Source organism: Aquabacter sp. L1I39, assembly GCF_017742835.1.
GTDB lineage: Bacteria > Pseudomonadota > Alphaproteobacteria > Rhizobiales > Xanthobacteraceae > L1I39.
This window is the reverse complement of sequence record NZ_CP072392.1, coordinates 5,098,674-5,119,176: the sequence shown is the minus strand read 5'-3', so window position 1 is coordinate 5,119,176 and position 20,503 is coordinate 5,098,674. Positions and strand designations below refer to the sequence as shown.

The 20,503-nt window shown below is 67.6% G+C and carries 18 protein-coding genes; 6 read left to right on the top strand and 12 right to left on the bottom strand.

The window, feature by feature from the left end; genetic code table 11:
- Nucleotides 1–194 precede the first annotated feature (194 nt).
- From J5J86_RS23085 to msrB, 3 genes are all read right to left on the bottom strand, one after another.
- On the bottom strand, nucleotides 195–3,056 hold the full coding sequence (locus J5J86_RS23085) for a DUF4114 domain-containing protein (RefSeq protein ID WP_209102503.1): 2,862 nt from the start codon (nucleotides 3,054–3,056) through the stop codon (nucleotides 195–197).
- A 200-nt stretch (nucleotides 3,057–3,256) separates the two neighbouring features.
- Complete coding sequence (locus J5J86_RS23080) at nucleotides 3,257–5,371, bottom strand: S9 family peptidase (RefSeq protein ID WP_209102501.1); 2,115 nt, start codon at nucleotides 5,369–5,371, stop codon at nucleotides 3,257–3,259.
- On the bottom strand, nucleotides 5,364–5,789 hold the full coding sequence (gene msrB, locus J5J86_RS23075; RefSeq protein WP_209102500.1) for a peptide-methionine (R)-S-oxide reductase MsrB: 426 nt from the start codon (nucleotides 5,787–5,789) through the stop codon (nucleotides 5,364–5,366). The genes J5J86_RS23080 and msrB overlap by 8 nt, the downstream gene beginning before the upstream one ends.
- Nucleotides 5,790–6,326: 537 nt before the next feature.
- On the opposite strand from msrB, the gene J5J86_RS23070 reads away from it, so the two are divergent.
- Nucleotides 6,327–6,743, top strand: a complete 417-nt coding sequence (locus tag J5J86_RS23070) for a MucR family transcriptional regulator (protein WP_209102498.1) — start codon at nucleotides 6,327–6,329, stop codon at nucleotides 6,741–6,743.
- A 106-nt stretch (nucleotides 6,744–6,849) separates the two neighbouring features.
- On the opposite strand, the gene J5J86_RS23065 is transcribed toward J5J86_RS23070, so the two are convergent.
- On the bottom strand, nucleotides 6,850–7,131 hold the full coding sequence (locus J5J86_RS23065) for a hypothetical protein (protein ID WP_209102496.1): 282 nt from the start codon (nucleotides 7,129–7,131) through the stop codon (nucleotides 6,850–6,852).
- 276 nt (nucleotides 7,132–7,407) lie between these two features.
- On the opposite strand from J5J86_RS23065, the gene J5J86_RS23060 reads away from it, so the two are divergent.
- Nucleotides 7,408–8,013: a DUF6456 domain-containing protein gene (locus J5J86_RS23060; RefSeq protein ID WP_247657785.1), complete on the top strand. Its 606-nt coding sequence runs from the start codon at nucleotides 7,408–7,410 to the stop codon at nucleotides 8,011–8,013.
- A 42-nt stretch (nucleotides 8,014–8,055) separates the two neighbouring features.
- On the opposite strand, the gene J5J86_RS23055 is transcribed toward J5J86_RS23060, so the two are convergent.
- The 5 genes from J5J86_RS23055 to J5J86_RS23035 form a co-directional block, all read right to left on the bottom strand.
- Nucleotides 8,056–9,351 carry a four-carbon acid sugar kinase family protein gene (locus J5J86_RS23055; RefSeq protein ID WP_209102492.1) on the bottom strand — a complete coding sequence of 432 codons (1,296 nt, stop codon included), beginning with the start codon at nucleotides 9,349–9,351 and terminating at the stop codon, nucleotides 8,056–8,058.
- Nucleotides 9,351–10,655, bottom strand: coding sequence for a ribulose-bisphosphate carboxylase large subunit family protein (locus J5J86_RS23050; protein ID WP_209102491.1), 1,305 nt, complete (start codon nucleotides 10,653–10,655; stop codon nucleotides 9,351–9,353). The genes J5J86_RS23055 and J5J86_RS23050 overlap by 1 nt, the downstream gene beginning before the upstream one ends.
- Before the next feature lie 9 nt (nucleotides 10,656–10,664).
- A complete protein-coding gene (locus J5J86_RS23045) occupies nucleotides 10,665–11,204 on the bottom strand; it encodes a VOC family protein (protein ID WP_209102490.1) in 540 nt (179 codons plus the stop codon).
- A gap of 19 nt (nucleotides 11,205–11,223) precedes the next feature.
- A complete protein-coding gene (locus tag J5J86_RS23040; protein WP_209102489.1) occupies nucleotides 11,224–13,107 on the bottom strand; it encodes a TRAP transporter large permease in 1,884 nt (627 codons plus the stop codon).
- A 267-nt stretch (nucleotides 13,108–13,374) separates the two neighbouring features.
- Nucleotides 13,375–14,388 (bottom strand): TRAP transporter substrate-binding protein, encoded by a 1,014-nt coding sequence (locus J5J86_RS23035; RefSeq protein WP_209102488.1) that lies wholly within the window; start codon nucleotides 14,386–14,388, stop codon nucleotides 13,375–13,377.
- Between the two features lie 105 nt (nucleotides 14,389–14,493).
- Between J5J86_RS23035 and J5J86_RS23030 the strand changes: the two genes are divergently transcribed.
- Complete coding sequence (locus J5J86_RS23030; protein ID WP_209102487.1) at nucleotides 14,494–15,585, top strand: LacI family DNA-binding transcriptional regulator; 1,092 nt, start codon at nucleotides 14,494–14,496, stop codon at nucleotides 15,583–15,585.
- 87 nt (nucleotides 15,586–15,672) lie between these two features.
- Nucleotides 15,673–16,140 carry a YbaK/EbsC family protein gene (locus tag J5J86_RS23025; protein WP_209102486.1) on the top strand — a complete coding sequence of 156 codons (468 nt, stop codon included), beginning with the start codon at nucleotides 15,673–15,675 and terminating at the stop codon, nucleotides 16,138–16,140.
- A gap of 12 nt (nucleotides 16,141–16,152) precedes the next feature.
- Here J5J86_RS23025 and J5J86_RS23020 read toward each other — a convergent pair whose 3' ends face one another.
- Nucleotides 16,153–16,647 (bottom strand): RrF2 family transcriptional regulator, encoded by a 495-nt coding sequence (locus J5J86_RS23020; protein WP_209102485.1) that lies wholly within the window; start codon nucleotides 16,645–16,647, stop codon nucleotides 16,153–16,155.
- Nucleotides 16,648–16,740: 93 nt separating this feature from the next.
- On the opposite strand from J5J86_RS23020, the gene J5J86_RS23015 reads away from it, so the two are divergent.
- A complete protein-coding gene (locus tag J5J86_RS23015) occupies nucleotides 16,741–17,193 on the top strand; it encodes a carboxymuconolactone decarboxylase family protein (RefSeq protein WP_209102484.1) in 453 nt (150 codons plus the stop codon).
- Between the two features lie 11 nt (nucleotides 17,194–17,204).
- Here J5J86_RS23015 and J5J86_RS23010 read toward each other — a convergent pair whose 3' ends face one another.
- Complete coding sequence (locus tag J5J86_RS23010; RefSeq protein WP_209102483.1) at nucleotides 17,205–18,437, bottom strand: MFS transporter; 1,233 nt, start codon at nucleotides 18,435–18,437, stop codon at nucleotides 17,205–17,207.
- A gap of 71 nt (nucleotides 18,438–18,508) precedes the next feature.
- On the opposite strand from J5J86_RS23010, the gene J5J86_RS23005 reads away from it, so the two are divergent.
- Entirely contained in the window at nucleotides 18,509–18,928 is a 420-nt protein-coding gene (locus J5J86_RS23005) for a helix-turn-helix domain-containing protein (protein WP_209102482.1), read from the top strand.
- Between the two features lie 2 nt (nucleotides 18,929–18,930).
- Here the strand turns inward: J5J86_RS23005 and solA are convergent, their stop codons facing one another.
- Nucleotides 18,931–20,118 carry an N-methyl-L-tryptophan oxidase gene (gene solA / locus J5J86_RS23000; RefSeq protein WP_209102480.1) on the bottom strand — a complete coding sequence of 396 codons (1,188 nt, stop codon included), beginning with the start codon at nucleotides 20,116–20,118 and terminating at the stop codon, nucleotides 18,931–18,933.
- Between the last annotated feature and the right edge of the window lie 385 nt (nucleotides 20,119–20,503).

Sequence of the window (20,503 nt, the reverse complement as noted above, 5' to 3'; positions counted from 1 at the left end):
CCACATTCCGGCCGCAAGTCTTGGAAGCGCCACAATTGGCCTAAACCCGCACCGTGACTGAAATTTAATGGAGGATTCCGGCGGTTTGGACAGCCTCGGACAAGGCGCATGCGGGCCATAGGCGATCCGGGGCGCGGGGCTACCTCACGTGCCACCGCCGGCTGCGGACCGGCCGGAGGTCACGCGGGGTGGCATCAGGCCAGCCATTCCGGCGCATTGCCGAGGCTCGCCGCCGTGTACGCGCTGGAAAAATCCAGCTGCACCACAAGGTCGTTATAGTCGTGGTCGCCGCCGCCAAAGGTGTCTTCCCAGCCCCAGGTGTTGAGGCCGTAGCCCATGAGATGGGCGACCGATTGTCCGCTGACCTTCTCATTGGCGCCGGCGAAGGCCCAGAAGGTCTCGCTGCCGTTGAACAGGCGCATGGCGATGAGGTCGCCAGCATCCACACCGTAGATCAAATCGCGGGAATAGGCGCCATAGCCGGCGCCTTCCACCCAGGTGTCGCCGTCCTCGGTCAGGTAGGCCCGGGCCTGCGCCGCCGCCGCATAGCCCGCCGAGCCCGGTGTGAGGCCGGCAATGGTGCCGCTGAGGTCGTCCACCTTGTAGAACTGCACCTCAAGGTCGAACACGCCGTTCTGGCGCAGGCGCACAATGGCGGTCTGGTCGTCGAGGCCGCCGGCGGTGCTGGCCACTGCCACGGCCCGCGCCACCTCCACCGCGCCCGCCGTACCGGCAAAGCTGCCGAAGCCATAGTCCGCCGTCAGGTCCACCTGGTCGCCGTCCAAAGCCGCGCCACCGATGTCCACGGAGAGGTGCGCACCCGCCGCAACCTCCATCTGCGTGATCGTGCCCTGCGCCTGCCGGTCGAACAGGGTGACAAGCTCCGGCGCGAAATTGGCCTGGAGGGCCTTCTGCGCGAAGGCGGCGTTCCAGGCATAGGCATCGCCCATGGCGCCGGCGAAGGTGGAGGCATGCCCATCCACCGTCAGGCCGAACGTGGTGGCCTGGGCGAGGCTGGACTGCACGATGAGGCTCTGGGTCGCGCCGGAGACATAATGGATGCCGTCCCCCGTATCCTCCAGCACCGCGGTGGCGTGGGGGTGCATCTGCGTCTGCCCGATGGTGGCGAGCGCGCGGGCGAGCAGCGTGCCGTTGGGCGTGCCGAGGCCGGTGGTCAGGTCATAGCCCGGTTCCGCCTCATAGCCGAGGCCGGTGGGCGTGATGGTGGTGGTGCCGCCGCCGCGGGTATCGGTCACCAGCGTGCCGCCGGCCACATAGGTGGAGATGTTGTTGCCCAGTTGCACGTCGTTGAAGGCACCGGGCGCGATGGCGGACGCGATATAGAGCAAATCGTTGGACATGCCGAGGTTCGGCAGCAGCTGGGCCTCGAAGATGGTGTTCACCTGGAGCGCCAGCGCCGCCCAGAAGGGGGCTGAGGCACTGGTGCCGCCATCGGGCGTCGTGGTCGAGAAATCGTAGCTCGGCACAAGATAGGACAGGTTGCCGCCGGAGTTTGCGGACACGTCCGGCAAGCCGCGCCCCGTCTGGCCCATGGGGTTGGTGGGGGTGAGGCCGTACTGGTCCTGATAGGACGGGATGGGGAGGCGCGTGTCGACGGCGCCGGCTCCCGTGGCGTTCACCAGATAGCCGGGAAAAAGGCCGCTGCTGCGCAGGTCGTACTGGTTCCACACCGTCTCGACGAGGGCATTGTAGGCATTCAGGGCGGTGGGCGCCATGGTCAGCCCGCCCTCCACCAGCATCCTCAGCGTGTCGAGATCCTGCGCCTCCACCGCGGCAAGCAGTCCGGCCAGGGTGGCGTCCGCCTCGGCCGCCGGCACGAGGCTCATGGAGGTGCCGCCCACGAGCGTCACATAAGGCGAGGAACTGCCGGCCTGGAAGTTGGGAAGCCCGGTCGCCTGCTCGCCACCCGATCCGCCATCGCCTGACGCGATAAAAACCGACAGGCCGCGCAGGGCGGCATCCACGTAAAGGTCCTGGAAGGCGGCGAAGAAGGGCGAATCCGGTGCGGGAAGAGCCACGTCGCCGAAGGACGAGGACAGCACCGAGGGATCGTGGGCGAGGTCCCAGATGATGCCCTGATAGGTCGAGAAGGTGGAGCCGCCGCTTAAGCCGGAGCCGGCATAAATTCCAATGGTGGAATAGGGATTGATCGCCGCCACCACGCCCACGTCCATGGAGCGCTCGTCTGACGTGCTGCCCGGCGGGAATTCCTGCCCGCCATTGGCGACGGTGTAGGTTTGCGGCGCGCCGGTGACGTGGATGGCGGACAGGTAGCTTGCCAGCCCATCGTCCAGGGTGAGGGTGGAGCCTGTGGGCATGGCGGAGCCGAAAACGGGCTCCACCAGGGCCACCGTTCCGTCGACGGCGGCATTGCCGGTCAGCGGCAGGTGATAGAGGTCGGCAATGTCCTGCGGGGGGAGCGTCTGGGAGGCGGTGGAGGAATTCCCCTCGCTCTGCGGCCCCGGCTGCAGGTTCACCGAGGTGCCCGTCTGCGCCTCCACCGCCGCCCCATAGGCGCCCTCAATATAGAGGCCGGTCGCCGGGATGTCGGCCGGCAGGGACAGGTCGCCCTCGTAGAACACTCTGAAGTTGCCGGCCTCGTCATTCATCAGCAACTGGGTGCCAAACAACTGGCTGAACTGCGCCGGCGTCAGGCTCACCCATATGGTGCGCGAGGCCGCCGAGCTCACATGGCCGCCGGTGGCGTCCGCGTCGCCGAGAATGGAAATGCCCATGGTGGTGAGGGCGGCCACGGCGGCATCATAGGTGGCCGGATCCGCGCCATAGGTGGTCCAGAGCGTGCCGTCCGCCTCCATCTGGGCGATGGTGGACTGGCGGGTCGCCCAATCGCTTTGCAGCAGCGCGGTGGGATCGTTGGCGCGGGGCAGGATGAGCGCCACATTGTAGATGGGCGCCGTGCCCAGATAGGGCTGGATGTTCGCCGGGTCGAAGCCGTAGGCCTGCTGCACCGAGGTCGCGGTGGTGGTGCCCCAGCTGGTGAAATCCAGATAGCCCGAATTCTCAAGCACGCTCATAAGCCAGGCCCCCGTCCGGCACATCGCGAGTCTAATGGGGGTGAAAATTAGTCAAGACGCCAGCATGGAGCAATACGAGTCTTGCTTTCCTCTGCGTTTTCTCCTTGCGTTACGAAAACTTGCATTGTCTTTTAACCTGTCCGTCCCATGTAATGGCGCCCCTCGCGGAGGGGGTAACCATCACATGGGAAGACAATTGGTCAGGCGATGTGACCGGTCACCTTCAGTGCGAAGACATAGGTGAGGGCCACTTCTTCCAGCCGGTCGAAACGGCCGGAGGCGCCACCGTGGCCCGCATCCATGTTGGTGCGCAGCAGGATGGGATGCTCCGATGTATTGGCGCCCCGCAGGCGGGCGATCCACTTGGCCGGTTCCCAATAGGTCACCCGCGGATCGGTGAGCCCCGCCAGCGCGAAAATGGCGGGGTAGTCCTGCGTCCGCACATTATCCACCGGCGAATAGGCGCGGATGCGGGCGAACGCGTCCGCGTCTTCAATGGGATTGCCCCATTCGGGCCATTCGGGCGGGGTGAGGGGGAGCGTGTCGTCCAGCATGGTGGTGAGCACGTCCACGAACGGCACTTCGGCGATAATGCCCGCGAACAGATCCGGCCGCAGGTTCGCCACCGCCCCCATGAGCATGCCGCCCGCCGAGCCGCCTTGCGCCACGATGCGGTCGGGCTTGGTGAAGCCCTCCGCCACCAGATGGTCGCCGGCGGCGATGAAGTCGGTGAAGGTGTTGGTTTTCCCCTCCAGCTTGCCGTCCTGGTACCAGTGCCAGCCCTTGTCCGTGCCGCCGCGCACATGGGCGATGGCATAGACGAAGCCGCGATCCACCAGGGACAGCCGCGCGGTGGAAAAGCCGGCGGGAATGGTGATGCCATAGGCGCCATAGCCGTAGAGCAGGCACGGCGCCGAGCCGTCGCGCTTCAGGTCCGCCCGGTAGAGCAGGGTGACGGGCACGCTCTCCCCATCGGGCGCGGGGGCCTGGATGCGGCGGGTCACATAGGCCTTGGGATCATGGCCGCTGGGCACCTCCTGGCGCTTCAGGAGGTGGCGGCCGCGCGTGTGCATGTCATAGGCCCACACCTCCGCCGGCGTGGTCATGGAGGCATAGGTGAAGCGCAGTTCGTTGGTGTCGAACTGGTAGCCGCCATCCATGCCGAGCGCATAGGCCTCCTCATCGAAGGCGATGGGATGCTCGTCGGAGGAGAAGACGGTGCGGATGACGATGCGCGGCAGCCCGTCCTCCCGCTCCAGCCGCACCAGGAAGCCCCGGAACGCCACCTGGCTCAGGATTAGCCGGCCCCGGCGATGGGGCACGAGGTCCGTCCAATGCGCCCGCGTCGGGGTGGCGGTGGGGGCCATGGCGATCTTGAAGTCTTCCGCCCCGCCTGCATTGGTGAGGAACAGCAGCCGGTCCTCGCCGCCGAGGTCGGGGTGATGCTCCACGTCATAGCGCACGCCCACCTCGCGGGCGGCGACCAGGCGCGGCGGCGCGTCCGGCTCGGACAGATCGATCAGGTGTACTTCGGAGGTCTCGTGGTCGCCGCAGGCGATGAGGCCGAAGGCGCGGGACTGGGTTTCCCCCAGCGAGACGAAGAAGCCCTTGTCCGGCTCCTCATAGATCAGCACGTCGCCCGCCGGGTCGGTGCCGAGCACATGGCGATAGACCTTGGAGGGGCGGTGCTCCGCATCGCGGCGGATGTAGAAGAGCCGCGTGCCGTCGGCGGACCAGAGAAGATCGCCGGTGGTTTCTTCCACCAGGTCCGGCAAGTCTTGCCCGGTGGCAAGGTCGCGGACGCGCAGGGTGTAGAGTTCCGAACCCGCCTCATCCACCGACACGGCAAGGCGCAGGTGATCGGGCGAATGGCGGATGCCGCCCAAATGGAAATAGGCCTTGCCCTCGGCCTCCTTGTCGCCGTCGAACAGGATCTCTTCGTCCCCGCCTTCCACCGGCGTCCGGCAATAGAGCGGATGCTGGCCGCCCTGGCGGTGGCGGGAGAGATAGGCATAGGGGCCGTCGGGGGCGGGCACGGAGGAATCGTCCTCCTTGATGCGCCCGCGCATCTCCTTCACCAGGAGTTCCTGCAGGCCCTTGTGGGGGGCGAAATAGGCGTCCGCATAGGCGTTTTCCGCCTCCAGATAGGCGCGGATGTCGGGCGCGAGCACGGCGGGGTCGCGCATGACGTCCCGCCAGTTCTTGGCCTTCAGCCAAGCATAGTCGTCCTCCAGCGTGACGCCATGCACCTGCCGGCTGAACGGCTTGCGCGGCGCCTGCGGAAGGGCGGGCGCGGCGGCGGCAACATCAGTCATGGTCGGCGGACTCCGGGGCGAAGGACAAGGCGGTGCCGTTCATGCAGAAGCGCAGGCCCGTGGGCTGCGGGCCATCGGGGAAGACATGCCCCAGATGCCCGTCGCAGGTGCCGCAGCGCACCTCGATGCGGCGCATGCCGTGGCTGACATCCTCGTGAAGCGCGAGCGCTTCCTTCGAGACGGGGGCGAAGAAGCTCGGCCAGCCCGTGCCCGAATCGAACTTGGTGTCGGAGCCGAAGAGTTCCGTGCCACAGGCGGCGCACCGATAACGCCCCGCGCGCTTCTCATCCCAATAGGGCCCGGTAAAGGCGCGCTCGGTGCCATTTTCGCGCAAAACGCGAAACTGTTCTGGCGTCAGGCACGACTGCCACTCGGTTTCACTTTTGATGATCTTGCGTCCCGCGTTTTCGTCGGCCATGGCCACCTCCGAGGCGTCGTCGGTTTCGGGAAGAGTCGCGAAGAGAATGGGGCAGGGGAAACGAGGAAAACCGCTTCATGAGGGCACCGAAATGCTGAGGTGTACGTCCCCTTCATTTATGCGTGAAACCGAACGCTCTGCCTGGTGGGCAGTTCCATCGGTCAGCGCAAGCCCTCGCGACACTTTCGCCGGCTGAGATATGCATTGGCTTGCTGCATCGCAAGGCGCCCCATGGCGCACAATGCTAATGCATGCGGAAACTTTCTGATGCATAAGCCCTGCGTGGCGCGGGTGCACTTGGAACGATGCTAGTGCTGCGGGAGGGCTGAACCGCTTTCCTCACGGGCAGAGAAGAAGAAGGGTTGAGATTGGCAGAATGAACTTGCAATTCACTCTGCTTCAACATAACTACCTAGAAACAGTGGTCATCGACTCGCTGCATCTTGGACGCGGAGCTGATTTTCAGCGTATGCGAGAGGGTGCAGGGTGGTCCATGTGGAAAACCCTATCTTCTCTTCAAACCTTGAAGAAAGTCCAATGAGCGACGCAATGGAATCGACCTCCTATATCGAGCTGGCTGCGGATATCGTCTCTGCGTATGTCAGCAACAATTCGGTCGCGGCGGCCGATCTGCCGAGCCTCATCAACGAAGTCCACGCCGCTCTTCAGCGCGTGTCCAAGGGCGAGGCCGAGCCGGCGCCCGAGCCGCTGAAGCCGGCCGTGCCGCTCAAGAAGTCGGTGACGCCTGATTACATCATCTGCCTGGAAGATGGTAAGAAGTTCAAGTCGCTGAAGCGCCACCTGCGCACGCAGTACAATATGAGCCCCGAGCAGTATCGCGAGAAGTGGGGCCTGCCGGCCGACTATCCCATGGTCGCCCCCAATTACGCGCAGGCGCGCTCCGAGCTCGCCAAGCAGATGGGCCTCGGCCAGCAGCGCCGCCGCCGCCGCTGAGCGCAGTCGCGGTCCATCGCGTGTTTCCAAGGCGCCGCCCGAGAGGGCGGCGCTTTTTTCTTGCCCGTTCCCCCTCCCGTAGGGGCGGGGCCGTCTTGCGCCCCCATCAGCGTCCCACGGGCGGCGCCTTTTGCTTGAGAAGGCGGAGCAAGGCCGCATGGCGGCCGGGATCGCTGCGCCCCGTGGCGCTGAGGCGGGCGCGGCGCGCCGCACGCAGATTGGCCCGCAGGCCATCTGCCGAGCCCATCAAGGCCAAGCCTTCCATATGGCGTTGGATGTCGCCCTCCCGGTCGCCCGGGGCGAAGCCGACAATGGCGCGGCGGGCTGTCCGCCGACGCTGGCCGGCACACTCCTGCGGTGCCTGGCGCGCCAGTCCTGGTCTGTTCATGGGAAAATCTCCCTTGAAGAGTGTCTGACAATGATCCTATGATGCGGGCGTGGCGGCATTCCGTCCTGTCTTCCCGCCAAGCAAACCCCTCATCTGTCCTTTCGAGCCCCTGAGAAATTCGCCTCCCCGGCAACCACTTGGTGTCTGCGTGAAACTGAAAATAGGATAAAAGACCTATATCGGAGATGGCAAGATGGGTAGTGGAGATTATTTTCAAGGAAGCGTTCCACCGCGCAGCGGGCCGCGGGAGGCGGCTCAGCATGTGTGGAGGCGCGCATGAGCGGGCGCACCTCTCTCAGCTCGCGCGGCCGTGCGGGTGGACGGCGCGCGGCCCGTGCCGGCCATCCTGCGCGGCCGGTGGCGATGCAGCGTATTCGCCTGGATGGTGCCGAGCGTGAGGTTCAGGTGGATCTGGCGGAAAGCCCTCTGGCTTGGCTCGCCCAGCGCAAGGGGCGCGACGGCACCGCGCTCATCGATGCCGCCCAATTGGTGGCGGGGGAGCGCCTGCGCTCCGATTTCACCCGCGCCGGCCTCACCCCGCGCATGACCACCAATTGGGATCCCGCCGGCCGGGCCGGGCCGGGGCAGGGGGGCCTTGCCTTCAGCGAGCAGGTCTTGGCCGCCAAGGCCCGTCTCGATCGGGCGCTCGCGACCGTGGGGCCCGAGCTGAGCGGCGTGCTCCTGGATGTGTGCTGCTTCCTCAAGGGCCTGGAGGCGGTGGAGCAGGAGCGCGGCTGGCCGGCGCGCACCGCCAAGGTGGTGCTCGGCCTCGGGCTGAGCCGGCTGGCGCGCCATTACGGCCTCTCGGCGGTGGCCACGGGTCGGGACCGGGGGACCATGCGCACCTGGCATGCCGGCGAGGCGGGAGGCGCGGCCGAGTGACAGGCGATGGTCCCTCCGGCGCCCCGCACGCCGGAGGGACGTTCAAGCCCCGTGCAACAGGCGCTCGAACAGGTCCGGGCCGCCCATCTGCCCGCCCTTCAGGAGGATTTCCATGCCGTCGAGGCGGGCATCATCCGCATGGGCACGGCAGAGGGCCACGCCCGGATCGGGGGCGGTGACATAGCTCAAGCCCCACAGGCCCAGCGCCTGCATGGCCCGGCTTGACGTATCGCCTCCCGCCACGGCCACCCGACCCACCGGCCTCAGTTCCAGCACGCGGGCGAGGAGCGCGGCGGTGCGCAATGCGAGCGTGGCGGACAGGGTCGTGTCGGCGGCGGCGGCATTGTCCGGCGCCGTCCAGGTGAGGACCGAGCGGCCGGCGGCGAGGTGATGGGCAAGCGCGACCGCCTGCGCCTCACCATAGGCCGGATCGGCGGCGAGGCGACCGCCGTCCAGCGGCACGGGGGCGAAGGACGTGGCGGTGGCCACTTGCCGGGCGGTGACAGGGGAGAGGCTCCCACCCACAACGAGCAGCGGCCCGTCCGCCGGCTTCAGGCGCGGCGGGGCGCCCAAGGGCGCGCCAGAGTTCCAATGGCCGGCCACCGCTTCCGCCACGCTGGAGGCCCCGATGGCGAGCAGGGGGCGCGTCTGCGCCCGGCGCCAGAGCATTTCGCCCAACAAGGGAAGGTGGTTCGCCTCCGTCACGTCGAACAGCACCGCCCCGGCGTCGCCCCGTTCCGCCAGCCGCGCCTCCAGCCCGGCGGTGCCGGTCGCATAAGCGGGCAGATGCACGCCTTGCACATCATCCAGCCCCTGCGCGGCCAGATGCAGCCGCAGGTCCGCTTCGCCCATTGGCGTGACGGGATGGCGGGCCATGGTGGGGTGGCGATCGATGCGAAAGACGTTGCCCCCGGTGCCGGCGGCGGCGAACAGGGTGCTGAAGGCGCAATAGCGCCCGATGCTGGGCTGACCGCCGATGAGGGGCAGGAGGGGATTGGGAAAGTGCCGCCCAAGCGTGCGCGCCGCCACCGCCACATTGCCCACATGGGGGGCGCTGTCGAAGGTGGAGCAGACCTTGTAGTGCAACAGCCGCACGCCCAAAGCCGCGAAGAAGGCCCCCGCCGGCTCCAGCTCCGCCGCCATCTCGTCCGGCCCCATGGCGCGGGTGGCGCCTGCGATCCCCACGGCGTCGAGCTCGCCCGCCCGCGCCAGATGCTCCGGCTTGGGCACGCCCAGGAACATCAACGCCTTGAGGCCGGCGCGGGTCAGCGTCGCCAGCGTGTCGCTGGCGCCGGTGAAATCGTCGCCATACCAGCCATAATGCGGGCCGGGCGTCATCAGCCGCGCGCCCCGAAGAAGGCCAGTGCCGCCGCAAGTTCCGGCGCGCTGCGTGCCGCCTCGTCCAGCGACTGCCCCGCCGCCACCGCCGCGAAGGCCTGTCGGATGGAGGTGACGCCCGCCGCCGGCCCGCCGGGATGGGCCATGATGCCGCCCCCCGACATGAAGAGCAGGTCCATCTCGCCAATGGCGTTCCAGGTGGCCGGCACGGTGCCGGCCCATTGGCCGGAGGAGAAGGCGGGCATCACCCGGTCGTCCACCGCGCCGGCCAGCCGCGTGAGGCTGGCGCGGGCGCCGGAAATGACTTCCTCATCCTCCTGCGCGAACTTTCCTTCCAGGCCATGCACATGCATGTGGTCGACGCCGGTCAGGCGCCAGAGCACCTGGTAGGCGTCATAGCCCATGCCCAGCAGCGGATGGCGGGAGAGGGCGCCGAAGCCGTTGCGGTGGCCGTGCAAGGCCAGATCCGTGCTGCGCCGGAGAGTCTGGATGGCGGAAAAGCCGCACCAGTTCAGCGAGGCCATGACGCACGAGCCGCCTTCCTTCGCCACCAGATCCGCATGCCGGCGCATGGCGTCGGTCTCGTCGGTGATGTTGAAGGCCACCATCACATGCTTGCCGGTGCGGTCCTCATGGGCGCGCACGCGGGCCATGACCGCCGGAATGCGTACCGCAAGGGGGGCATAAGCGGGGTCGGCGGAGATTTCGTCATCCTTGATGAAGTCGAGGCCGGCGGCACACAGGTCCCCCACCAGTGCGCCGGTCTCTTCCGCCGAGAGGCCCACATTGGGCTTGATGATGGAGCCCACCAGCGGCCCCTCCGCCACCCCCGTCAGCCGGCGCGTGCCGGCCACCCCCTGGCGGGGCAGGTCGAAGGCGGCGCGGAAGGCGGGGGGCAAGGTGACGGTTTCCAGCCGCAGGCCGGTGACTTCGCCGAGATCATAGAGATTGCCGGCCACCGTCGCCGCAAGCGTCGGCAGGTTCGGCCCCACATTCGCGATGGGGAAGGACAGGTGCACGCGGGCGCGGCGATAGGGGCCTTGGGTGCTGCGCTTGGCAAGGTATGCGTTGGGGAGGCTCGGTTCGGAAACCTGCCCCAAATCCTCGATGGCCGTCACTTCGGCGCGGGCGCGTTCGCGCAGGGCGTCGGTCTCGCCATGGACGCGGGTGAAGGTGCCGCAGGATTGCTCCCCGGCCATCACCTCCGCCACCTTTTCCGGGGCGAACGGGGTCTCGATGAGATAGGAGGCGGAGAAGCGCGTGGCCTCCCCGCCGGCGCCGATCGTGCGATCGGGGGCGCTCATGTCGGGGCCTCAGAGGGTGGCGAGATCGGGGAAGGGACGCACCGGGTCGGTGCCGTCCCAGCCGATGGAGGCCTCGCGGATGAGCTTGAACAGCTTGCCCTTCGGCCCCGCCACTTCGGACAATTCAATCACCGTGCCGGGATGATATTCGGTGTCGAAATAGATGAAGCGGCCCTTCTCGCCCACTTCCCCGCTCATGGCCGGCTTGAAGCCCTGGGCGAGCAGGCGGGCGAGGTCTTCGTCGTAATTTTTGGTCCAGTAGGCCACGTGCTGGAGGCCGGTGCGCCCTGCCTTCAGGAAGTCGCGATACATGGAGGGCGCGTCGTTCCGGATCTGGATCAGCTCCATCTGGAGCGGCCCGGAATTGGCCAGCGCCACCGAATTGTGCACCTCATAGGGTTCGCCACGATAGGTGTAGTTCACGATCGGCACGCGCGGATTGTAGAACCACGGGCCGATGCCCAGCACGCGGCTCCAATAATCCATGGCGGCTTCGATATCTTCCACCACATAGCCGGCTTGCCGGATCTCGCCGAAAAATCGGCTCATGACGCACCTCGAGGGTCGGTTAGAAACGCAGGAATCCGATGGAGATCCACGGCACGGCGGCGACGATCACCAGGCCCACCAGGAGCGCCGCCACATAGCCCCAGATGTGCTTGAGGCCTTCGTCGGGATGGATCTTGGAAATGGCGCAGGCGCCGTAATAGCCAACGCCGAAGGGCGGGGCGAAGAGGCCGATGCCCATGGCGAAGATGACCACCATGGCATAGTGCACCTCGTGGATGCCCACGGCCTTGGCGATGGGAAAGAGCAGGGGGCCGAACAGCACGATGGCGGGAATGCCCTCCAGCACGCTGCCCAGGATCACGAAGGCGACGATGGAAATGGCCATGAAGCCGGCGCTGCCGCCGGGGATGGACCCCATGGCCTTGGCCAGATTCTGTGAGAAGCCGGACTGGGTGAGGCCCCAGGCCATGGAGGTGGCGCAGCCGACGATGAAGATGATGGCGCCGGTGAGGGACGCCGTCTCCACCAGCATGGGCTTCAGGCGCCGCCAGTCGAACTGGCGATAGAGCAGCAGGCCAGCCAGAACCGCATAGACGATGCCGATGGTGGAGACTTCGGTGGCGGTGGCCACCCCTTCCACCACCGCCGCGCGGATGACGAAGGGGAGCGCGATGGCCGGCGCCGCGATGAAAGCGAGCTTGGCGATCTCCTTGGCCGGCGGCTTGCGGATATGGCTCAGATCTTCCTTGCGATAGCGCCACCACACCACGGTGCACAGCGTCGCGCCGAGCACCACGGCGGGTAGCATGCCGCCGGTGAAGAGGGCGGCGATGGACACGCCCGTCACCGAGCCGATGGTGATGAGCACGATGGACGGCGGGATGGTCTCGGTCTGCGCGCCGGTGGCGGAGAGCAAAGCGACGAGATCGCCGGGAGGGGCGCCACGCTTCTTCATTTCCGGGAACAGGACCGGGGCGATGGCCGCCATGTCGGCGATCTTCGAGCCGGAAATGCCCGACACCAGATACATGGCGCCGATGAGCACATAGGACAGGCCGCCGCGCACATGACCGAGCAGGCTCGCAAGGAACTGGATCATGGCTTTCGCCATACCGGTCATCTCGATGAGCGCGCCGAGGAAGATGAAAAGCGGCACCGCGAGCAGGATGAGATGGCTCATGCCCTCGTCGAGCCGGCCCACCATCACCAGCATGGGTGTGCGGGTGGTGAGCGCCAGATAGGCGAAGGTGGCGAGCGCGAAGGAAAAGGCAATGGGCACGCCGGAGAGCACGCAAGCCGCCACCAGCCCGACAAAGAAGATGACGAGGTTCCACTGGCCGAGCGGCTTCAGGAGCGGCCCCGCCAGCCAGAAGGCGGCGACGATGGCGGCGGTCAGCGCCAGCGCGGTCAGCACCATGCGCGGCGCGCGCAGCTTGATCAGCCGGATGAGCGTGACCACCAGCATCAGCCCGACGCCCACCGGAATGGCGGAGGCGCGCCAGGAATTGGAAATCTCCAGCGCCGGCGTGACGATGAAGCCTTCCTCCTGCGCATATTCAATGGCCGGGTGGAGGATGAGCAGCAGGAAGGCCAGCGGCGCGGTGAGCGCCGCGCCCTCCAGCAAGGCGGCGGTGCCGGCCTTCACGCGGGTGAGCAGCGCGGCCATGCGCATGTGCTCGGAGCGGCGCAGCGCCACCACGGCGCCCAGCATGGACAGCCACAGGAACAGGATGGAGGCGAGCTCGTCCGACCAGACGAGGGGGGCGTGCATCACATAGCGGGAGACGACGCCCGCGAGCAGGATGACGATCTCCGCCACCACCAGGGCGGCGACGACGGTCTCCAGGAGGAAACCAAGGGCCTTGTCGAACAGGTCGATCAGGCCAAGGGCTCCGGTTTGGCGCACCTCGAGCGGGGTGGCGCCGGCATGGGGGCCGGACATGGGCGTCCTCCAGATTGATTGCTTCGGTTCTTGCGCGATGCTGCGTCTTAGAACCGGAGCCGACCAGATGGAAAGCACCTGGCCGGAAAAGTCCCGCATGACCAAAGGGAAGTTGAGCCGTGCCGTTCCAGATTCCGGACCTTGGCGCGTTCTTTCCCTGCACCCCGCACGTGACGAGGCAATAGTCATGAATGACCTTGGGGAAGATCGGGGCAATCTTGGCGGGGCGCCGCGCCCGGTGACGAAGACTTTGGCGCCCCCGCCGGATCAGAGCTTGCCCACCGCGCCTTCCAGCAGCGCCCAGGCCTCGTCGCCGAAGCGGCCCTTCCACTCGGTATAAAAGCCGTTGTCGCGCAGCTTCTGGCGGAAGCTCGCCGGGTCGACCTTGTTGAAGGTCAGGCCCTTGGATTCCAGGTCCGACTGGACGTTCTCGTTCAGCTTCTTGATGTCGCCGCGCTGGGCGAGGCCCGCGTCATTGATGGCCCCCGACACCACCTTCTGCAGGTCCGCCGGCAGTTCGCGCCAGGCGCGGCCATTGGCGATGAACCAATAGCCGTCCCAGATGTGGTTGGAGAGGGAGCAGTATTTCTGCACCTCATAGAGCTTGGCCACCTGGATGATGGGCAGGGGATTTTCCTGCGCGTCCACGATGCGGGTCTGGAGCGAGGAATAGACCTCGGAGAATTGCAGCGAGGTCGGCGCGGCACCCAGGGCCTTGAACATGGAGATGGAGAGCGGGCTCACCGGCACGCGGATCTTCAGCCCGTCCATGTCCTTGGCCGTGGTGATGGGGCGGTTGGACGTGGTGTTCTGGCGGAAGCCATTGTCCCACATCTTCTCGAAGGCATAGAGGCCGGACTTGGCGATGGCATTGCGCACCAGAGTGCCCACCGGGCCGTCCATGGCCTTCCAGACCTGGTCATAATCGGCGAAGGCAAAGCCCACCGCATTGATGGCGGCCACCGGAACCAGCGTCGCGATCACCAGCGCCGAGGGGGTGAAGAAGGTGACGCCGCCGGAGCGCACCTGCGCCAGCATGTCGGTGTCGCCGCCCAACTGATTGTTGGGGAAGATCTTGATTTCCACCTGGCCCTTGGTCTCGGCCGCCACCCGCTCCGCCGCCTGCTGGGCGCGGATGTTCAGGGGATGGGAGAGGGGGAGGTTGTTGGCATATTTCAGCTCATATTCCGCGGCGCGAGCGATGCGCGGCATGCCGATGGTGGCGGCGGCGGACAGAGCGGCGGCAGAGCCCAGGAATGCGCGGCGCGACAGCGGATACATCACAGCCTCCCGAATATTGGTGTTTTTTGATGGATTGTTCCGTCGATTTGATGGAACAATAGGTTTTGAGCTTGTCCTGTCAAATCGAAAGACTGATGTGTTTTGATGTGTTCCGATCAAGTTGCGGCAGAGGGTGACGAAACGGCAGGGGGCGAGGACGCCGCCGCCCGCCGCATGGCCCGCATTCCCGACGTGGCGCGGCGGGCGGGTGTCTCCACCGCCACCGTGGACCGGGTGCTCAATCGCCGCCCCGGCGTGCGGGCGGGCACGGTGCAGAAGGTGCTCCAGGCGGTGGCGGAGCTGGGCTATCCCGCCGATCTGCCGGCGCCTCTGCTGGCGCCGGGCCTCAAGCCGCTGCGCATCGTGGTGCTGCTGCCGGCGGGCACCAATCGCTTCATCACCATGCTCGGCCGCATGCTGGCGGAAAGCACGCCCATGCTGGAGGCGGCGCACATCTCCTGCCGCGTCGAATACATCAAGAGCTTCAATCCCGAACTGCTCGCGCGCGCCTTGCTCCAGCACGGGCGCACCGCCGATGGCCTCGTCTTCATGGCGCTGGAGCACCCGGCCGTGCGCGAGGCGGTGAACCGGCTGGCCGAGAAGGGCGTGCCCTGCGCCACCCTGATTTCGGATGTGGCGGGCACGCGGCGCCTCGCCTATTTCGGCCTCGACAACCGCTCGGCGGGCCGTACCGCCGCCTATCTGATCGCCCGCTTCGTCGGCAACCGGCCGGCCAAGGTCGCCATGATCGCCGGCTCGCTCTCCTACCGCGCCCATGAGGAGCGCGAGATGGGCTTCCTGCACCTGTTCCAGGAGATGTTTCCGCAGATCGAGGTGGTGGGCCTGCGCGAGGGGCAGGACGACGAGGCGCAGAATTATCGCCAGACCCGGCAATTCCTCGCCCAGCATCCCGACCTGTCCGGCCTCTACAATATTGGCGGCGGCGCGGCCGGTGTCGGGCGGGCGCTGAAGGAGATGCGGCGGGAGGGGGAGGTGGTGTTCGTGGGCCATGGCCTGACCCCCGACACCCGCGCCTTGCTGCTGGACGGCACCATGGACGCGGTCATCACCCAGAGCCCGCAAGGCGCGCTCGCCAGCATCGCCACGCTCTTTTCCAACGTGCGGGCGGGGCTTGATCCGCTGGCCGGCGTCGAGCCGCCGCGCATCGAGATCATCCTGCGGGAAAACCTGCCCTGACCTTTGCCCGCGCCGAATCGGGTAAGCACGGGCCAAATCCTTGCCCGCCAAATCCTTGCTTGCGAATTCCTTGCCCGGAGCGTTTCCATGAGCCTTGAGAGCGTGCGCGCCTTCTTTGCCGAGCATGCCCCCGACATCACCGTCGAGGAATTGGCCACCAGCACCGCCACGGTGCCGGAAGCGGCCGCCAGCCTCGGCGTCGCCCCCGCCCAGATCGCCAAGACGCTGTCGCTGCGCATTGGCGAGGAGGTGGTGCTGGTGGTGGCCCGCGGTGATTCCCGGCTCGACAACAAGAAGGCCAAGGCGGCCCTGGGCGCCAAGCCCCGCATGCTCGGCCAGGAGGAAGTGGCGGCACTCACCGGCCACCCCGTGGGCGGGGTCTGCCCCTTCGGCCTGCCGACGGGCCTCAAGGTCTATTGCGACGTGGCGCTCCGTGCCTTCGACGAGGTGATGCCCGCCGCCGGCGCTGGCAACGCCATGGTGCGCATCGCGCCGGAGCGCATGGCGGAGCTCACCGGCGCCATCTGGGTGGATGTCTGCCAGACGGTGGAATAGGGCGTTTGCCGCTCACCGCTGCGCCTTCCGCACATAGTCTTCCACCGCCGCCTTGTTTTCCGCGTCGATGAGCCGTTCGCCATCGGCCATGAGGTCCGCCAGCGTCTGCTGGCGCAACACCGCGCGCCAGGCCTCCTCGGCGGCCAGCATGCGGCGCTTGATGAAGCAGTCGGTCTTGTAGACGCACGGGTCCTTGGACTTGCCGGGGCCGCGCCGGCGGATTTCCCGGCACACGAAGGCCGGCTCGGCGCCGTCAATGGCTTCCACGATGTCGGCGAGCGTGGTCGCCTCCGGGGCGCGGGCGAGGCGATAGCCGCCGCGCGGGCCGGGCAAGGCATCGATGAGCCCGGCCGCGGCGAGCTGCCGCAGGTGCTTGAGGAGATAGGTCTCCGAGACCCCGTGCATCTCGGCCAGCGCCTTGCCCGGCAACACCTTTCCCGCCGGCAGGCCCGCCAGAACCAGCGCGCAATGCAGTGCCGCCTCCACCCCATCGCTCATGCGCCGCATGCGCCGCTCCCGGATTCGCGTTTGTGCTCTGCTCAAATCATGGATAAGAAATATCCACGAATAGGGCTCAGGCCCACTTTAACGGAGGTTTCCATGTCGTCCCGTATGAACATCGCCGCCCTGGCGCCCGATCTCTACCAGGCCATGCGCGGGCTGGAGGGAGCGGTGCTGAAGTCGGGCCTGTCCAAGCGCGACCTGCACCTCCTGAAGCTGCGGGCGTCCCAGATCAATGGCTGCGCCTTTTGCGTGGACATGCATGTGAAGGAGGCGCTGGCCGATGGCCTCGACCCGCAGATGCTCCATCTGGTCTGCGCCTGGCGGGAATCGCCCTTCTTCGATGCCCATGACCGGGCCTTGCTGGAATGGACGGAGGCGGTGACGCTGGTCGCCGACACCGGCATCCCCGACGCCGCCTATGCCGCGGCCAAGGCGGAATTCTCGGACGGCGACATTGCCCGGCTGGTTGTTGCGATCGGGGCCATCAATCTGTGGAACCGCCTCGCAGTGGCCTCCCGCATGCAGCATCCCCTGCCTGCTGCCGCTTGAGGCGCCGGCCATCAGCGCATCCGCGCGGTGACGGCGAGGGCGGCGAGAATGAGCCCCGCCGCCGCCAGGAAGGTCACCCGCAATCCCCCCGCCACTGCGCTGGGGGAGGGGGGATCCACCCCGCCAAGCCCCGCCCCCCAGGCGAACAGCGCGCCGAGGAGCGCGGCGCCCGCGATCAGGCCGAGATTGCGGGCAAGGCCCAGAAGGCCGGAGACCGTGCCTCGCCGCGCCGCCGGCACCTGCGCCAGGGTGCCGGTGGTGTTGGCGGCGAGGAACAACTGGTAGCCCGGCGTCAGGACGAGGAGGGCACCCACATAGCCCCACAGTCCGGCCACCGGCGGCAGGAGAGCCAGCAGGATTGCACCGGCCCCGAGCAGCCCGAGACCGGCCCGAGACACGGGCACCGCGCCGAACCGGTCCACCAGCCGCCCCGCCGGCACGCCGGTCACCATTGAGACACCCGGCCCGACGGCCAGGACGAGCCCGATGGCCGCGTCGGCCAGCCCGACGCCGAGGCGCAGATAGAAGGGTCCCACCACCAGCGTCCCCATCATCACCATGGCGACCAGCAGGTTGGCGAGAAGGTTGGGCCACACGCTCGGCACGGCGTGTTCGCCATCGCCATCGCCTGAGCCCATGGCACGGATGGCGGCGGGGCGCGCCGCTGGCGGGTGGGGCAAAGCCAGCCCCGCCAGCGCGAAGGTGCCGAGGCCCAGTGGCACGAGCAGCAGGAACAGGGCGCGCCATCCGCCCATCTCCAGCACCCCGCCGCCGAGCGCGGGGCCGAGGGCCGTTCCCATGGCCGAAACGGTGCCGAGCAGTCCCATGGCGCGGCCCACGCGCCCGGTCCCTGCCGTCTCGCGCATCAGGGCCGTGGCCAGCGTCATCATAAAGGCGGCCCCGATCCCCTGGAGCGCCCGCGCCGCGATCAGCTGCGGGAGGCCCGGCGCCAGCGCGCAAAGGCCCGAGCCGAGCGCGAACAGGACCAGGCCCAGGAGCAGCATGGGCTTGAGCCCGAACCGGTCGCCCAGCCGCCCGGCGATGAGGGCAAACACGGTCATTCCCGCCAGATAGGCCACCACGACCCCCTGCACCGCCGCGAACGGCGCCGCGAAGGCCGCCGAGAGCGCCGGCAGCGCCACATTGGCGATGCTGGTGCCAAGCGCCGCCAGCAGCACCGCCAGCGCAAGCGGCACGTCCGCGCCCCATCTGTGTTTCGGGCCGTCTTCAAGCCTCTCGATCATGTCCTTGCCCCTTGCGTTCATTGCGATCGCGCGCGAGGCTACGAATTCAAGTCAACTTGAGGTCAAGGGCCATGCTGCTCGATATTGGCGAGGTGTGCGAACGCACCGGCGTGCGGCCCTCGGCGCTGCGCTATTACGAGGATGTGGGGCTGATTTCCTCCGCCGGCCGCCATGGCCTGCGCCGGCAGTTTCCGCCCGAAGTGCTGGTGCAGCTCAAGCTCATCGCCCTGTGCCAGGGGGCGGGATTCTCGCTCACCGACATTGCCGGCATGTTCGGCACCGGCGGCGCGCCGACGCTGGACCGCGCCGCTCTTCACCGCCGCGCAGACGAGATCGACCGTCAGATCGGCGAGCTGACGGCCCTGCGCGAGACCTTGCGCCATGTGGCGGACTGCCCCGCGCCCTCGCACATGGAATGCCCCACCTTCCGCCGCCTGCTGGACGGGGCAGGCCGCCGCCGCCCCGCCCGCCGCAAGCGCACTGCGCCCTAGGTTCAGCCACGCGGTGCCATCAGCCGCTGCGCGCCGAAGGCGGGGCCGAGGGGCGTTCCGGGCTCCAGCAGGTGGCGCGCGACGGCTTCGCCAATGCCCGCCGAGTGCTTGAAGCCGTGGCCCGAGCAGGCGGAAACGAGGAGCACACGCGGCATTTCCGGGTGAGCGTCGATGAGGAAGCCATTGTCGCGGGAGGTGGTGTAGAGGCACACGGCCGAGCGGGTGGCACGGGGCGCGATGCCGGCCAGTTTGCCGGCTATGTGATGGGCGTGCATGGCCGCCACTTCCGCGTCCGAGACGGTGCGTTCCACGGTGTCGGGGTCGCAGGAGGTGGCATATTGCTCAGTGGCCACCTTGATGCTGCCGGGGCTGGCAGCGGGTGGGAAGCCATAGACATAGTCCTCGTCCCCGTCCCCATGCATCCAGATGAAGACGGGGCTGTTGGCCGGGAACAAAGCCGGCTCCGTAATCTCCATCCAATGGAGCACTTGCCGCTGCACGCGGAAGGCGGGCTTCAGCGCCGGCCCCAAAAAGGAATGGGCCCACGGACCCGCCGCCACCACCACCTGACCGGCCAGGACCGCGCCGCGCTCCGTCTCGATGCATACACCCGCGCCGTCTGGCGCGAGGCCCGTCACCTTCGTGTCGGTCATCACCTGCGCGCCCAGCCGCACTGCCTCCGCGATCTGGGTGCGGATGGCGGCCTCCGGGCGCACATAGCCGCCGCCGGGCTCGAAATAGCCCTGCTCGTCGCCGCGCAGCCCGACGAAGGCGGGGAAGCGGCGGCGGATCTCGGCGGCGTCCAGCACCTCGTGAGGGATGGCATGGGCTTGGGCGACCTCCACCGTCCGGCGCAGGAAGTCCGGCTTGCCGTGGTGAGAATTGGGCGCCGAAGCGGAGGCCATCACCAGCGTCCCGGCGGGCACGAGAAGCGGTTCTCCCGTCTCGGCTTCCAGCTCCCGCCAGATGCGATGGGAGGCGCGCACCAGCGGCACATAGTCCGCTCCTTCGCCCACCGCCTCCCGCGTGATGCGGGTGTCGCCATGACTGGAGCCGAAGGTGTGGGGCGGCGAAAAGCGATCAATGCCCACCACCCGGGCGCCTGTCTTGGCCAATTGGTAGAGCACCGCGCTGCCCATGGCGCCGAGGCCGATCACCGCCACGTCGCAGGAAGAAGAAGGCAGACTCATGGGCAGGCTCCGAGGGGGAGGGGGGACAGGAAAGGGGCACATCTTGCCTGTGAACCGCCCCGGTCTCCAGCCGCGCGGGCCTCCAAGGCCCATTGGCGCGCGTCTCCGTCCCCAGCCCGCGAAAAAATCACTCCAGTTCGGAGCCTTATGTTGCGCTGCCTAAGACCAGCCCTGCCGCGGCGCGGCGGACATTCGGTGAAACCCTCAGCGCAGCTTGCTGCCTTTTGTTTTGGCAGGTGCGAGACAAGAATTGACGGCGCTACCCGTTTACCGTGGGTGAAGCGTTGCTGCACGCCGTGGTCGCAAAGCCACGGATGCAACCGCTATCCCCTTCCAAAACGGTCAGTTTTTGAGCATTGACCGCCATCGGTCTTGGCGAGACACT

Excerpts from the sequence above, each read along its gene's own strand:
- J5J86_RS23065 (WP_209102496.1), bottom strand. The coding sequence starts at position 7,131 with ATGAACAGACCAGGACTGGCGCGCCAGGCACCGCAGGAGTGTGCCGGC.
- solA (WP_209102480.1), bottom strand. The coding sequence starts at position 20,118 with ATGAGTCTGCCTTCTTCTTCCTGCGACGTGGCGGTGATCGGCCTCGGC.
- J5J86_RS23010 (WP_209102483.1), bottom strand. The coding sequence starts at position 18,437 with ATGATCGAGAGGCTTGAAGACGGCCCGAAACACAGATGGGGCGCGGAC.
- J5J86_RS23080 (WP_209102501.1), bottom strand. The coding sequence starts at position 5,371 with ATGACTGATGTTGCCGCCGCCGCGCCCGCCCTTCCGCAGGCGCCGCGC.
- J5J86_RS23055 (WP_209102492.1), bottom strand. The coding sequence starts at position 9,351 with ATGACGCCCGGCCCGCATTATGGCTGGTATGGCGACGATTTCACCGGC.
- J5J86_RS23015 (WP_209102484.1), top strand. The coding sequence starts at position 16,741 with ATGTCGTCCCGTATGAACATCGCCGCCCTGGCGCCCGATCTCTACCAG.
- J5J86_RS23020 (WP_209102485.1), bottom strand. The coding sequence starts at position 16,647 with ATGCGGCGCATGAGCGATGGGGTGGAGGCGGCACTGCATTGCGCGCTG.
- J5J86_RS23060 (WP_247657785.1), top strand. The coding sequence starts at position 7,408 with ATGAGCGGGCGCACCTCTCTCAGCTCGCGCGGCCGTGCGGGTGGACGG.
- J5J86_RS23085 (WP_209102503.1), bottom strand. The coding sequence starts at position 3,056 with ATGAGCGTGCTTGAGAATTCGGGCTATCTGGATTTCACCAGCTGGGGC.
- msrB (WP_209102500.1), bottom strand. The coding sequence starts at position 5,789 with ATGGCCGACGAAAACGCGGGACGCAAGATCATCAAAAGTGAAACCGAG.
- J5J86_RS23050 (WP_209102491.1), bottom strand. The coding sequence starts at position 10,655 with ATGAGCGCCCCCGATCGCACGATCGGCGCCGGCGGGGAGGCCACGCGC.
- J5J86_RS23030 (WP_209102487.1), top strand. The coding sequence starts at position 14,494 with ATGTGTTCCGATCAAGTTGCGGCAGAGGGTGACGAAACGGCAGGGGGC.
- J5J86_RS23040 (WP_209102489.1), bottom strand. The coding sequence starts at position 13,107 with ATGTCCGGCCCCCATGCCGGCGCCACCCCGCTCGAGGTGCGCCAAACC.
- J5J86_RS23045 (WP_209102490.1), bottom strand. The coding sequence starts at position 11,204 with ATGAGCCGATTTTTCGGCGAGATCCGGCAAGCCGGCTATGTGGTGGAA.
- J5J86_RS23005 (WP_209102482.1), top strand. The coding sequence starts at position 18,509 with ATGCTGCTCGATATTGGCGAGGTGTGCGAACGCACCGGCGTGCGGCCC.
- J5J86_RS23035 (WP_209102488.1), bottom strand. The coding sequence starts at position 14,388 with ATGTATCCGCTGTCGCGCCGCGCATTCCTGGGCTCTGCCGCCGCTCTG.
- J5J86_RS23070 (WP_209102498.1), top strand. The coding sequence starts at position 6,327 with ATGAGCGACGCAATGGAATCGACCTCCTATATCGAGCTGGCTGCGGAT.
- J5J86_RS23025 (WP_209102486.1), top strand. The coding sequence starts at position 15,673 with ATGAGCCTTGAGAGCGTGCGCGCCTTCTTTGCCGAGCATGCCCCCGAC.